At 41.4% G+C, this 13,122-nt stretch carries 13 protein-coding genes and 2 pseudogenes; 13 read left to right on the top strand and 2 right to left on the bottom strand.

The genetic code is table 11. The features are described from left to right. Nucleotides 1-224 precede the first annotated feature (224 nt). The 9 genes and pseudogenes from OKW21_RS19110 (at nt 225) to OKW21_RS32775 (ending at nt 8,822) form a co-directional block, all read left to right on the top strand. The gene (locus tag OKW21_RS19110; protein ID WP_277482188.1) at nt 225-593 is read left to right on the top strand and encodes a nuclear transport factor 2 family protein; all 369 of its coding nucleotides are present in this window, start codon (nt 225-227) and stop codon (nt 591-593) included. A gap of 56 nt (nt 594-649) precedes the next feature. Next, the gene (locus OKW21_RS19105; protein ID WP_277482187.1) at nt 650-2,074 is read left to right on the top strand and encodes an amidohydrolase family protein; all 1,425 of its coding nucleotides are present in this window, start codon (nt 650-652) and stop codon (nt 2,072-2,074) included. A 554-nt stretch (nt 2,075-2,628) separates the two neighbouring features. Further along, nucleotides 2,629-4,434: a helix-turn-helix domain-containing protein gene (locus OKW21_RS19100; protein WP_277482186.1), complete on the top strand. Its 1,806-nt coding sequence runs from the start codon at nt 2,629-2,631 to the stop codon at nt 4,432-4,434. 228 nt (nt 4,435-4,662) lie between these two features. Next, nucleotides 4,663-5,313 carry a hypothetical protein gene (locus OKW21_RS19095; RefSeq protein ID WP_277482185.1) on the top strand — a complete coding sequence of 217 codons (651 nt, stop codon included), beginning with the start codon at nt 4,663-4,665 and terminating at the stop codon, nt 5,311-5,313. An 89-nt stretch (nt 5,314-5,402) separates the two neighbouring features. Further along, a pseudogene (locus tag OKW21_RS32780) lies at nt 5,403-5,522 on the top strand (hypothetical protein); the annotation flags it as partial. Then, nucleotides 5,523-5,822, top strand: coding sequence for a hypothetical protein (locus tag OKW21_RS19090; RefSeq protein WP_277482183.1), 300 nt, complete (start codon nt 5,523-5,525; stop codon nt 5,820-5,822). 92 nt (nt 5,823-5,914) lie between these two features. Continuing rightward, on the top strand, nt 5,915-6,208 hold the full coding sequence (locus OKW21_RS19085; RefSeq protein ID WP_277482181.1) for a hypothetical protein: 294 nt from the start codon (nt 5,915-5,917) through the stop codon (nt 6,206-6,208). Nucleotides 6,209-6,649: 441 nt separating this feature from the next. Then, nucleotides 6,650-7,363 (top strand): DUF4386 domain-containing protein, encoded by a 714-nt coding sequence (locus OKW21_RS19080; RefSeq protein ID WP_277482179.1) that lies wholly within the window; start codon nt 6,650-6,652, stop codon nt 7,361-7,363. A gap of 130 nt (nt 7,364-7,493) precedes the next feature. Next, nucleotides 7,494-8,822 (top strand): annotated as a pseudogene (locus tag OKW21_RS32775) (rhamnogalacturonidase). 91 nt (nt 8,823-8,913) lie between these two features. Here the strand turns inward: OKW21_RS32775 and OKW21_RS19070 are convergent. After that, nucleotides 8,914-9,900 (bottom strand): hypothetical protein, encoded by a 987-nt coding sequence (locus OKW21_RS19070; protein WP_277482177.1) that lies wholly within the window; start codon nt 9,898-9,900, stop codon nt 8,914-8,916. An 85-nt stretch (nt 9,901-9,985) separates the two neighbouring features. After that, nucleotides 9,986-10,468: a DinB family protein gene (locus tag OKW21_RS19065; protein ID WP_277482176.1), complete on the bottom strand. Its 483-nt coding sequence runs from the start codon at nt 10,466-10,468 to the stop codon at nt 9,986-9,988. 177 nt (nt 10,469-10,645) lie between these two features. Here OKW21_RS19065 and OKW21_RS19060 point away from each other — a divergent pair, with 177 nt between their 5' ends. From OKW21_RS19060 to OKW21_RS19045, 4 genes are all read left to right on the top strand, one after another. Beyond that, complete coding sequence (locus tag OKW21_RS19060; RefSeq protein WP_277482173.1) at nt 10,646-11,227, top strand: Riean_0653 family protein; 582 nt, start codon at nt 10,646-10,648, stop codon at nt 11,225-11,227. 92 nt (nt 11,228-11,319) lie between these two features. Next, complete coding sequence (locus OKW21_RS19055; RefSeq protein ID WP_277482170.1) at nt 11,320-12,060, top strand: class I SAM-dependent methyltransferase; 741 nt, start codon at nt 11,320-11,322, stop codon at nt 12,058-12,060. A gap of 35 nt (nt 12,061-12,095) precedes the next feature. After that, nucleotides 12,096-12,398 carry a putative quinol monooxygenase gene (locus OKW21_RS19050; protein ID WP_277482167.1) on the top strand — a complete coding sequence of 101 codons (303 nt, stop codon included), beginning with the start codon at nt 12,096-12,098 and terminating at the stop codon, nt 12,396-12,398. Nucleotides 12,399-12,537: 139 nt separating this feature from the next. Further along, complete coding sequence (locus tag OKW21_RS19045; protein ID WP_277482164.1) at nt 12,538-13,122, top strand: acyl carrier protein phosphodiesterase; 585 nt, start codon at nt 12,538-12,540, stop codon at nt 13,120-13,122.

Genomic DNA, 13,122 nt, shown 5'->3' with positions numbered 1-13,122 from the left:
TCCAGGCAGGAAATGTAAATTGAGCCAAAGCTTATTTATCCGCTACGGTTGGTATAAAAAAGTCATGCATCATTACCCGATATGTGCTGATGATAGAAAACAGAAAAGCTGCTGTGCTTTAAATATTAGCGTAAAAAGGTTACTGGCGAGGCCTGTGGCGTCGCAAGCTCATGAAAGCCTGATTAATTTTTACATATTACAACTTGATACTGAACAAAAAAACCATGACCACTAAAGAGATCGCACAGGACTTCTTGCAACTGGCTGCTCAGGGAGCTTCAAGAGAAGCCTTTAGAAAGTATGTAGGGCAAAATTTCAAACATCACAACGCTTACTTCAAGGGGGATGGACAAACATTGATGCTGGCCATGGAAGAAGATGCCAGGCAAAACCCTGATAAGATTTTTGAGATACAAAGAGCTTTGGAGGATGGCAATCTGGTAGCCGTACACTCGCGTATCAGTCAAAAGCCGGAGGATTTGGGAATGGCAGTAATGCATATCTTCCGTTTTGAAGAAGGCAAAATCGCCGAACTCTGGGACTTTGGGCAGGCCGTACCTCCGAATATGCCCAATGAAAATGGGATGTTTTGACTTTCAATTCACCGCTTATAAGCTTTTAACCCGCTACCTGGCATAGAATTATTTACATGAAGTATCTTTGCTTACTGCTCTTACATATCCAACTGCTAAGCTGTCGCAGCAGCGAAACTACCTACAATACCAGGCCTGAAACGAAGCAAACTGAGCTTTCTAAGGAAGTACGCAAGTACATTGTATACGATGAACCGATGATCGCTATTACCCAGGTGAAGCTCCTTGACGGACTGGGAAGCCCAGCCCTTGAAAATCAAACTGTCTTGATTCGCAATGGCTACTTTGAGGAAATAGGTGAGGTAAATGACATGAAAATTCCTGAAGGTGCCAAAGTGATTGAGGGCAGAGGCAAAACCATCATCCCCGGCATAGTAGGCGTACACAATCATCTGCACATGCCGGGCCAGCCTTTTATGGGCAGTACAGCCAGCAAACTGTATCTGGCGGCGGGCGTTACCACCATACACACCTGCGGAGCGGCTTCGCCCTATGAAGAAGTAGCATTGGCTGAGCAAATCGAAAAGGGAGAAGCCATAGGACCGGATATTATCACCAGCGGACCCTACTTCACCGGCCCGGGAGGCAATCCCAATATGATCATTCCCCGAAGCCAAGCCCATATCAGGGATACTATACAACATTGGGTAGAGCAGGGCGTACGCTGGTTCAAAGTATACCGCCATACCCGTCCGGAAGATTTGCAGGTCATCATTGATGAAGCGCATCAACACAATGCCAAGGTGACGGGACACTTATGCTCCATTACCTTTGAGGAAGCTGTCAGTATGGGTATAGATGGTATTGAGCATGGACTCAATAGCGCCAGCGATTTCAGGAAAAACAAGAGCGCTGGCCTTTGTAATGGGTCAAGAGGCTATATTGACAGTTTGGATATCGGGAGTGAGGAAGTCCGTCGCCTGCATCAGCATATGATTGAGCGGAATGTATTTCTCACCTCCACCCTGTCTATATATGAGTCCAGCATACCCATGCGTGCGCTAGCCGACGAGCGTAGCCTCAAAGCCATGTCGCCCGGCCTGCAGGCGCAGTACCAAGAGAGAAGGCAGCAGTACGAAAATGAGGAGGAGGGAGGAGCGCTTAGAGAAGCCCGGCTGAAGCGTATTATGGCTTTTGAATACCAGTTTTTTAAGAGGGGAGGCACCCTCACTGCGGGAGTGGATGCAGGCAGGCACAATCTGCCGGGCTATGGTGATCAGAGAAACTATGAGCTGCTTATAGAAGCAGGCTTCCGTCCGGAAGAAGCCATTATGATCATGAGCAGTAATGGCGCCAGAGTATTAGAGAAAGCGGATATCGGTGCTGTCGTGCCGGGAAAGCGGGCTGACTTCGTGCTGCTCAATGGTGATCTTATGGCTGATGCCTCTGCAATTAAGGCGGTGGAGTATGTATTCAAAGAAGGCTATGGCTACGATCCTCAGCTGCTGGTCAAAGAAGTGGAAGGAAAAGTGGGGCCATAAGCCCTGAAAGTTTAAGAAAGCTAAATACTAACTCATAATAAATTACAATTCTGGAGCGCGTTTGTAACGCGTTCCCCTCTAGTGCAATCCAGCTTACACTGGGGGCAGCACAGTTTTCACTAACTCAAACATGACCAAATCCCACCGCAGACTATGTTGCCGGAGCTAAACGCACAGTGGACGGTGCTGCAAGGAAGCTGATTACAACAAAAACATCTGTTCATTCTGCAAACTGCTAGTGTTTAAGTAGCTCACAGTATAGCTGAAGGACAAAGTTAAGCCTTGTGTGATGTGGGTATTAGGAATATATTGTAAGTAGACACAACTTTGTTGTGTTTATATAATATGTTGTAGCCAATTCACCTATAAGAAGAAACAGAATTAACTAAAGAAGCTAACGAATAAAGCCAAAAAATGAATTTCAATTATTGATTTTGCTTAATCTATAAATAATTGAAGTTCAACAGTCATTTTGACCGTTAGTCAGAATTAAAAGAAAAATCATTGAAATTTCAATATCAGTTCGAAGAAGCCCTGATAAAGTATAGTAGAAAATGAGCAACCATCTACACATATCATCATCCAACAAATCCATTGTGGTTCTCCCTTTTGTTAATATGAGTACCGATCCGGAGAACGAATACTTCAGCGATGGCATTACTGAAGAAATAATCAACGCCCTAACCACCGTGAAGGGCTTGAAAGTCATTGCCCGCACATCCTCTTTTGCATTTAAGAATAAAAACATAGACGTGCGAACCATTGGTGAGCAGTTAGGAGTAAGTACAGTTTTGGAGGGGAGCGTCCGGAAAGCCAAAAACAGGGTTCGCATTACAGCTCAGTTAGTCAGTACTAATGACGGCACTCACTTCTGGTCAAAGAATTTCGATCGGGAATTAGAAGACATATTCGCAGTACAAGATGAAATAAGCTTACACATTGCTGACCAGATCCGAGAAAATTTTGGTCACCTCAACATTCAAGAACATTTAATTGAAGCACCAACTAAAAATATGGAGGCCTATGACCTTTATCTTAAAGGTCGTTATCAGCATTTAATGTGGGATGGCGAAGGAATCAGAAATGCGGTAGAACTCTATGAACAATGTGTAACAATAGACCCTTCATTTGCTTTACCCTACTTTGGTTTGGGTTATAGTTATGCCATGTACGGATCCTGGGGAAATAATAGCGCATTATTACAGTTGTCAGAAGAGAACCTTCGCAAAGGTTTTAAATTGGATAAACAATCCTACATAGGGTATTTTGGTAAAGCAACACTACTTTTTTGGGGTCATTGGGATTTCATCAATGGTCATAAAACCTTTCAAAAAGCAATAGAACTTAATCCATCCTATACGGAGGCAGAAGAAGGTTTATGCGAATTGTATACAGCAGTAGGTTATTTCGAAAAAGCACTATGGCATGCCGATAATATTTTAAAAATAAACCCTCTGTCTCCAAATCATTATTTTACCAAAGCGAATATTTATTATTTAAAAGAGGACTATACAAAAGCGCTGGAATGTATAGAGACCTCATTGAGCATCAACCCCGATTTTACACATCCTATTGCACTAAAACAAGTGTGCTTAATTCTTACAAAAGATTACGAAAAGCTAAATGACTTCTTAGATAAAACCCCTTTGGCAGAGAGACCAGAAGAATGCAGAGTATTATACAAATTGGTAAATCCAGAAGATAAGACAGATATTGATATCAGCAGGGTTGGCTCAATGATAAAAGAGGATTCTGGGGGAACGCTTTTTCCCTGGCAACTTTTTTTATTGGTCCATTTGGACAAACACGAAATGGCATTGGACTTTTTGGAAGAAAACATCAGGATGTGTACCGGTCAAATCATAAACTTTATGAATATTCCGCTGCTTAAACCTTTGCGCCGGCTTAAGCGATTTCAGGATTTAGTACAAGCTGCTTTCCGAGTAGAACTATTGCCACCTAATCCCGAAATACAAATACAAATCACCCCTACTAAAGCCTTAATGTCAGATGCTGAAATCGACATAGCATTAGACATTTTAGAAAAAGGAATGAAGGAAGAAAAGTGGTTTCAAAATCCTTCCTTATCCTTACGCGAGTTAGCTAAAAACATGAATATTAGCAGCAACAAACTTTCCTGGTTGCTGAATGAACGAATTGACCAAAACTTCAATGAGTACATTAATAGTTTTCGTGTGGAGCACTTCAAAGAGATTACCCTAAATCCTGCCAATGGCCACCTTACCCTTTTAGCGCTAGCTTATGAAAGCGGCTTTAATTCTAAAACGGTATTCAATACCTTCTTTAAAAAAATCGAAGGGATGACACCCAAAGCTTGGTTGAAGTCTAATCAAACTTAAGCCTGTTTAAAAGGTCTCAAATCATACTATAAAGTCCGCAATTATAATTCAGGACGATTCACCTCTCTTTCCACTTCATCTTTGCATTGTCAATTTGATAAAGCAGAGTGAAAAATCATGAGATGATGTTTCCTTTTGTCCTTACCCAAAAGAGCTAATGAAATCGGGAAGTACTTTGTAGCAATTGGAAATTAATATAATTATTGAACCTATTAAACTGTTAGTATCATGAAAAATCTATTTACAATTCTTTTATTTTCTTGCACGCTAAGTGCTTTTGCTCAAACTGATTCACTGGTGGATAATAAAGCTGAAGTGGATTATAAGTGGAGGGTAAGTTTGCCTTATTTTGTTCCTGAAGGACTTATCGTGGATTCCTGGGACGATCGAACAAGTACACAACACTTAGAGCTTCATATAAAACGCAACCTAGATAATAAGAACATCATAGGGTTGAAGTTTGCCTCCTGGCGATTGTTTCAGCCCATGGGAATCACATGGTGGGATGGTCTTTTAGATAAATTGGAGAAAGAAAGTGAATTCTATCCAGGACATGTGAGAGAAACAGGAATAGGCATAACGTACCAACGTATGCTATGGAAAGGACTATTTGCAACAGTTGAAGTTCTACCTCAATTTCAAACCTATATGGATCTAGACGGAAAAAAAATTGGAAATGATTTTAAACTTTATACTTCGTATCATTTGGGCTACCATATCAAATTTGGTAAGAAAAAACATTTTTTCATAGAACCACAGATTAATTGTATGTACTGGATGTTTGATAACAATGCTCCAGATGGATTTAAGGAATTGGACGATAAATGGAGAAACTACTTTCTTCTTGAACCACAGATTTACTTAGGGTGGAATTTTTAAACTTAGTCTGACAAGTCAGGATTCACAGTTCTTGGGTTGTCAGACTATAAGTACAAAACAACAAATAACATGTCCAGAAAAAGGGAACGATAAGAAATAATACAGGGACTTGGACCAATCCTTCAGCTTATGATTTAAGAGCACAGCAAAGACGTTTAAATTGTTTTGTAAAGGAGTATAATCATGTAAGACCCCACGAAGCTTTGGAGATGCAAACGCCTGCTTCCGTGCATGAATTTTCTACGCGTCCTTTTCCGGAAAGAATCTCCAACTTTGATTACGACTCAGAACTGAAAGTCTTGAAAGTAAGCAGGAACGGCTCTGTACGATGGGGCTCTTACAACTGGGTGTATGTATCCGCATCATTGCAAGGAAAATACATCGGAGCTTTGGAGATGGGCAACGGAATTTGGCGTGTGTTTTACAGAAATGTATTTTTAGGATACTTTAATGAAAATGAATTAAGAACTAAAGAACAATCAGTAAGGCTTGAAACGAATCTAGTGTAAACCTTAATCTATAACTTGTGTAAAGGATGTATCTTAACGAACACCATATCTTCAATTCTAATTGATAATGCAGTGTGTAACTTAAATAGAAAATGACAAGACATCTATTGCTGCTCATTTTAGTGCTGATCACGCAAATCTGGGGGGCACAAAGCGAAGAGTCCAGTAGCACAGCTGAAGAGCGATATTTTGCAGAACTTGAGGCTTTTGCTCCTGCCGTTTCAGGTTTTGTTTACTCGGATTTTCCTGCCTTCAAGGCTGTTTCTCCCAGGCAATTCGTAACTAGGCTTGACTCTTTAGAAGATTTATTTGAAGCTCATCTGGATAAGTATAATATCCTAACCCATGAAATTAAGAAAGTCTCCAACAAACTGAAGGAGACTTAATGAAAGTATATTAATGATAAGTATGAAGACTTATTTACATTAAACTAAAACTGGTTTCAGTCTTCAAGACTGAAATCATGAATGAAGGCAAAGTCTACGACTTTGCTTCATTTGGCCACTTCAGTTAGAAACTGAAGCGAGTATCTTGCTACAAAGCAATGATTTAAAATAATAGTGTCAACTTACTTAATACCAAATAGCTTGATTAGTCAATTTGGTTGAACTATCAACGACTAAAACGCAATCAAGTGTACGTACACGCAAAATTTGAGTTCCCTTTGCATAGTCACGAAACATTTAATTATCTAATACAATTTTTGCATTACTATCTACTTTTTTGATAAATATTTTCAGGCATTTCATTCATATCAGCTTTTTCCGCATATTTAATTATGTGCTGGAAATCCTCTCAGACAATAAGAAAACTAACATTTACAGTAGATGAATACAATAACTAATAAGGAAATCTCATTAGGCCGTTCAGCTTTGATTGCTGGCCTGGGCTTACTTATAATGGTGTTTGCCGCTCCGGTCTCGGAGTTTTATATCTTCCAAAAGCTCATAAGTGAAGACCCGGCGGAGACAAGTAGTAACATCATTAATCATAAAGGGTTGTTCACAACCGGCATCTTTCTTCACCTATTAACGCTGATCAGTGATGTAGTGGTAGCCTGGGCGCTCTATATTTTTCTCAAGCCTGTACATAAAAGCCTGTCATTGCTTACTGCCTGGTTCAGGTTGATCTATACGGCTATGTACTTAATAGCGCTGATCAATCTGATCAAGGTATTAAATTACGTAGCGCTGAATGAACAGGCAAATATGATCATGCCTACGCAATTAGATCAAAGTATCTCATTGTTTGTCAGTGCATTCAGGATGGAGTGGAGCTTCGCACTGATGGTTTTTGGTATTTACTTGATACTGCTGGGCTATCTGGTGTTTAAGGCAGATTATGTGCCCAAAATTTATGGGATTTTGCTGCTACTTGCGGGTCTAGGTTACTTTCTGGATACTCTCAGGGCATTTTTTCTACCCGACCTCAATACTTCTTATCTGATGTTTACCTTCTTTGGAGAGTTGGTGTTTATGGTCTGGTTGCTGGTTAAAGGCGTGAAAGTTAAAGAAAAGACAGAAGTATCAACGCCTAAGTGATGAGTGATTGTAGATAAAAACTTATCATAGCCTTAGCTAACAGATAGACCTTCTTCATATTAAAATCCTTCAGCAGAGAATAAATTAATTGTATATTCACGCCTTACATAATGCACAATTAAGCTAAAAAATGAAATACGTATTATTACTCCTTAGCTGTATCTGCTGGCTCTCTCAATCAGCCTTATCACAAGAAAATCAGAAACAGCTTTTCCCCGATGGTACTGTGATTCCTGAGTGGTTTCTGAGTTCAACCAAAGTTACGCTAGAGGAACTTGGCACTCCCTATATCATTACCGACTATGGAGTCAGGAACGATAGTACAGTACTCCAGACAGCAATGATTCAAATGGTTATAGATGAGGCCCACAGCAATGGGGGTGGAGTAGTGATCATACCCCAAGGTACTTTTTTGAGTGGTGCTTTGTTTTTCAAGCCCAATACCCATCTGCATATATCAGAAGGAGCGGTCCTGAAAGGCTCAGACAACATAGCCGACTATCCGAAAATGCCTTCCCGGATGGAAGGGCAGAGCCTGGAGTACTTCCCGGCCCTGGTAAATGCCTATGGTGTTGATGGTTTTACGATCTCAGGCAAAGGTACCATAGATGGTAACGGTCTGAAATACTGGAAAGCCTTCTGGCAAAGGCGTGAAGAAGATCCTGAATGTACTAATCTGGAAGTCTCCCGCCCTCGTCTGGTCTTTATCTAGAATAGCGACAATGTGCAGGTGCAGGATGTCAAATTACATAATTCAGGCTTCTGGACCAGTCACTATTATCAGTGTAATAATGTAAAGATTCTGGACTTGCACATCTACTCGCCTCACGCGCCGGTCAAAGCACCCAGTACCGATGCCATTGACCTGGACGTATGCTCCAATGTACTGATCAAAGGCTGCTATATGTCTGTCAATGACGATGCAATTGCATTGAAGGGTGGAAAAGGTCCCTGGGCAGATACCGCTGCTGACAATGGAGAAAATACCAATATCATTATTGAAGACTGTGAGTTTGGCTTTTGCCATTCTACCTTAACCTGCGGCAGTGAATCTATTCATAACAGAAATATATTGATGCGCAATTGCTATGTCAATGAAGCCAGAAGGTTGCTTTGGCTGAAAATGAGGCCCGATACACCACAGAAGTACGAATATATTACGGTAGAAAATATCAAAGGACAGGCCTACAGCATGATCTATGTAAAGCCCTGGACACAGTTTTTTGATTTAAAAGGCCGTAAAGAAGTGCCTCTCTCTTATTCTGAAAATATCACCATGAGAAACATTGATCTGGATTGTGCAGTGTTTTTTGACATTGCCACCACAGAATATGATAAGCTTTCTGACTTTACATTTAAGAACCTGGACATTGAAGCCGAAAACGCTGCCTACGACAAAAGTCTGATCCAGGACCTGACGATGGTCAATGTAAAAGTGAATGATGAGCTTATTGAATAGATTTTGGGAGTCTAAAGCTTAACACTGCTTTCTGCTGAGATAAAGGAGTTGCTTGTTAGACATTAATACGTTTGAGCAGTACAAAAGCGTATTACTCTCGCCCGCTGGTAGCCGGCTCAAAAGTATAAAATTCGTAGGTAATCGTCCATCCAAAAGTCTCTCCGGGCTGGGCGTCTATGGTGATATAAGGCTCAGGGCAAGCTGTGTTGACAGAGGCCCAGTAGACCAGCTTCAGCAAGGACTGATCGGAGGTGATATTTACGCCTGCACCTGTCCTTTTGTTTTCTATGCTGATGTGGTAATCTTCTGGATGCTCACTGAAGCCTTCTATACCTGGCGTATACACATTTTCTCCTTTTTGCAGCTTTTGGGTGTAGACCAATTTATCGCCTTGCACAGTAATGAGTTCTCCAAATCCCCGGCCCTCAGCGCTAATGGGATAAGGAAACTTGGTCACAATATTTGGCCCGGTGGGCTCTTCGTCTATTGTAAAAAAATTATGGTTATAAACCGTAGTTTCAATAGGAAGTTTACCGGTGTTTTTCAGGCTGTGTTCCAGCAGGAATTTAGGTGCTCCGGGAACCAGCCTCAGCGTCTTGGTATATTCGTAAGCATAGCCTTCCTTAGTGCTGAGTGCTTGCGTAAACACGATGCGATCAGCATTCTTCTTTACTTTCCACTTACCCGAATTGATAATGTCGTAGGTTTTGTGAAACTGATAAGCTTCTGCATCGGGCTTGCGTAGCGTACCTACTCCTATGACCAGGAAAGGCTCACCCGCTTCGGCTTCTTCAAAACCTATGGGCGTAAAGGCTTCTACCGGTCCGGTGATGGCATCGTGGACAAGCGGATCGTGCTCACGCCAGGGACCAAAGTATTCATGCCCCTTATATCGCAGACTGTTGATTACTCCTGACCAGTCAAAGCGCGTGCCGCGGTAGTAGCCCTGCTGCGCATCGGGCAGATAAACATCAAGTTCAAGCTGATCGTTTTGTAACTCAGCTTCGGGGTAATCGGTCTGAGCAAAAGCGTGAATTGTCAGCGTAAAAAAACAGGCAAGGCACATAAACTCTTTCATGGCTGGTCATTGGGTTGGTTAGCTTCCTAAAATAGCTGTGTTTTCCAGACATCTGCAAATTTCAGCACAGGTAGTGGCATACTTATTATTCATGCAATCCCAAAAGTCTTAAGATAAGCAGCAGCTGTCCGCTATGATAAGCAGAATGTTCCACGACCAGTATGGCTTCTCTCAGTAAAGTTTGTCCTGAGCCATGCGGGAATGGGGCGAACAGATCATTCTTTGGGTCTGAAACGAGTTCACAAAGCTGCTGTCTTTCTTCAAAATAATGGTCAACCAATTGCTTCCATTCCTGCTCATCAGCCGGAGCTGATTGCTCAGGCCAATAGTCATCCGGCCAGTCAGGTGCCACATAGTCTGGATTTCGGGAAAACTCCAGTATGTCGTACTGGGCGATCCTCATGTGATAGAACTGTTGATAAAAAGAATAAGGTATACCCTCCGGTACGATACCCAGCTGATCAAATGAGATCTCTTTTAGCAAATGCTCAACTGGCAGGAAAGCCTGTCCACCTTGCAGATGCCGGACCAGTTGCTCTCGCAATTGTTGATCTATTGGGTTGTTCATAGCCTTTAGTTTTTATTGAGAACTGTAATAGATTATTACAGTTTGATAGCAGATCGTAATTTTTCATCATCTTTTCAGGCCTCTTTTGATAAAAAGACAATTATTCAATGTACATGTGGCTTTTAAATACTTTAACCGCTAAGTTTATTGTCATCAACCTTAAATAATCTGACCCCAATGAAAAAAAATCCAAGCGCGCTCTTATTCTTTTTTGTATGTCTAACTTTCCTGGCCGCATGCAGCAATGATGATGAAGATGATGTAGCAAAAGACATATTAGAAGATATTGAAGATAATCTGTCCCAAAATGGCATAGCCTCAATAACAGCCACCATAAATGGAAATGAATTTTCAGCAAGCGGTGTTTTTGTAACTTCTGTATTAAGCCCACTCGGTAATGGTTCTTATAACCTGGCAATTGGAGGAGCAAGGATCAATGATGGTGTAAATTATGCATTGGTGCTAGGCATAATCTCCAGTGATTTTTCCAGCCTTAGTGAAGGTGATACCTTTGTCGGTGATGACAGTGAAAAGTTGATGATTGGCTATTATACCCTGGATGATAATAATACAGTAGATTTTAAAGCTGAAACGGAAATGGCAGAGACCAATATACTGACCATTACCAAAATAGACCGTGAGGCAAAGCTGATTTCAGGTACTTTCTCATACGATGCTATTGATGAGGATACCAAGAATGTTTATGAAGTGAGAGATGGTGAATTTACCGATGTTCAGTACGATGACAAAGAATTGTAATTTGACCGGAACGATTTATATCATCTTGATTGAAGCTGTTATAATTTTATTGAGCCGCTTCTTTCTTGCTTTGAAACCATAGCATTCTCCCCATGGACTCACCTCAAAAAGATAAGTGGTCGGAACAGGACTCCCGGAAGTTTATTGACTACAGCGACTTCTTTGTTCCTCACCGACAGCAGCAGGCTGATATTATCTGTCAGCTGCTGGATGCCGTTCCATCTTTACAGCTGGTGGTAGATCTGTGTTGCGGGGCAGGGTTTTTAAGCAAAAATATCCTTGAAAAATTTCCTGAAGCAGAAGTACATGGCTATGATTTATCCGATGAGATGCTGTCAGAAGCCAGAAGTAAGCTGAAAAATTTCTCTCCACGATTTTCTGCCTACGCATTTAATCTGGCCGAGACCAATTGGAGAGCATCTATAGGGCCGGCAGATGCTTTTGTATCCTCATTGGCAGTACATCATCTTAATGCGCAACAAAAACAGCAACTATTTCAGGATTTACAAGAGCGCTTACATCCGGGAGGGGCTTTACTCATTGCTGACATTATACGACCTGTCACACAGAAAGGCCATCAGGTAGCCGCGTCTCTCTGGGAGCAGTGGGTGAGAGAGACTACTGAAGAAGCAGGAAATTTAGAAGCTTATCAGGAGTTTGTAGATGAAAAATGGAATTACTTCAAGCATCCTGATGCTGACACCATTGATCAGCCCTCTGGCCTTTCAGAGCAGCTAAATTGGCTGGAAAATGCCGGATTTAAAGATGTAGAAGTCTATTGGATGACTGCCGGACATGCTATTTTTGGAGGATGGAAGGTCGCACAATCGTAAATGAATTATAAACCATATACTCATAACGCATCAACATGAAAAAATACGGGCTTCACGGTAATTTACAGGCAGTAGAAGGAAAGGGTGATAGCTTGGCTGACATTCTGGTACAAGCTTCAGCTTTGGTTTCAGATGCCAAGGGCTGTCATCTTTATATGGTAAGCAGAGACGCGCAAGATAAAGAGCGTGTGTGGGTTACTGAAGTATGGGATAGTAAAGAAGATCATGATCAATCACTCCATATGGAAGGTGTGCAAGCGTTGATCGCTCAGGCTATGCCCTTGCTGGCTGGCCAACCGGAAAAGGGAGTAGTGATGGAAGTGCTGACAGGTATCTAAAAGGCTTTCTCACTGTGGTTACACATTGCCCATCGCTTCTAAACTTTGCGTAACTACTTTCACAAATAAAATGATTAAAGGTAGCCTTTTGTGAATGTTTTGTGTAACTCCCCCCTTACTTATCAGGTTATAAATTAGCATGAACTTTCTGGCGCACTTCTACCTTTCTGAGCAAGATGAATCATTGATTGTAGGCAATTTCCTGGGAGATTTTGTGAAAGGAAATAAGTATGAGAATTATTCTCCCGAAATCTCCAGGGGGATTCAGATGCATCGTGAAATAGATTCTTTCACAGATCAACATCCCCGCCATTTACAAAGTAAGCACCGCCTGGGCAATAAATATGGCCATTATGCTGGGGTAGCCATTGATATGTTTTATGATCATCTGCTGGCTAAGCAGTGGGCAAAATACGCTGATGTACCTCTGTCAGAATTTAGTGAATATGTATATCAGGTTTTGGAGAAACACCGCGAAGTGCTTACCCCTTCCGCACAGAAGGTACTTACTTATATGTCAAAGCATGACTGGCTTTTGAGTTATCAGGATATAGAAGGCATCAGCAGGTCATTAACAGGGATTAGTCAGAGGGCACAATTTCAATCAAATCTGGAAAACGCAGCCCTTGATTTAAAAAAAGATTTTGTGTCATTTGAAGAAGACTTCTCCTATTTTTTTCCGGATTTGCGTAAACACGTAGAGGAATTTTTAAATAACAGATAA

The sequence above is a fragment of the Catalinimonas alkaloidigena genome (assembly GCF_029504655.1).
Taxonomy (GTDB): Bacteria; Bacteroidota; Bacteroidia; order Cytophagales; family Cyclobacteriaceae; genus Catalinimonas; species Catalinimonas alkaloidigena.
Note: the sequence above shows the minus strand (reverse complement) of the source record. Positions and strands in the feature narration are given on the sequence as shown.

Bases quoted from the DNA above. Each gene is read 5' to 3' on its own strand.
- OKW21_RS19055 (WP_277482170.1), top strand. From the start codon at position 11,320: ATGGACTCACCTCAAAAAGATAAGTGGTCGGAACAGGACTCCCGGAAG.
- OKW21_RS19060 (WP_277482173.1), top strand. From the start codon at position 10,646: ATGAAAAAAAATCCAAGCGCGCTCTTATTCTTTTTTGTATGTCTAACT.
- OKW21_RS19080 (WP_277482179.1), top strand. From the start codon at position 6,650: ATGAATACAATAACTAATAAGGAAATCTCATTAGGCCGTTCAGCTTTG.
- OKW21_RS19105 (WP_277482187.1), top strand. From the start codon at position 650: ATGAAGTATCTTTGCTTACTGCTCTTACATATCCAACTGCTAAGCTGT.
- OKW21_RS19085 (WP_277482181.1), top strand. From the start codon at position 5,915: ATGACAAGACATCTATTGCTGCTCATTTTAGTGCTGATCACGCAAATC.
- OKW21_RS19050 (WP_277482167.1), top strand. From the start codon at position 12,096: ATGAAAAAATACGGGCTTCACGGTAATTTACAGGCAGTAGAAGGAAAG.
- OKW21_RS19090 (WP_277482183.1), top strand. From the start codon at position 5,523: ATGCAAACGCCTGCTTCCGTGCATGAATTTTCTACGCGTCCTTTTCCG.
- OKW21_RS19065 (WP_277482176.1), bottom strand. From the start codon at position 10,468: ATGAACAACCCAATAGATCAACAATTGCGAGAGCAACTGGTCCGGCAT.
- OKW21_RS19110 (WP_277482188.1), top strand. From the start codon at position 225: ATGACCACTAAAGAGATCGCACAGGACTTCTTGCAACTGGCTGCTCAG.
- OKW21_RS19095 (WP_277482185.1), top strand. From the start codon at position 4,663: ATGAAAAATCTATTTACAATTCTTTTATTTTCTTGCACGCTAAGTGCT.
- OKW21_RS19045 (WP_277482164.1), top strand. From the start codon at position 12,538: ATGAACTTTCTGGCGCACTTCTACCTTTCTGAGCAAGATGAATCATTG.
- OKW21_RS19100 (WP_277482186.1), top strand. From the start codon at position 2,629: ATGAGCAACCATCTACACATATCATCATCCAACAAATCCATTGTGGTT.
- OKW21_RS19070 (WP_277482177.1), bottom strand. From the start codon at position 9,900: ATGAAAGAGTTTATGTGCCTTGCCTGTTTTTTTACGCTGACAATTCAC.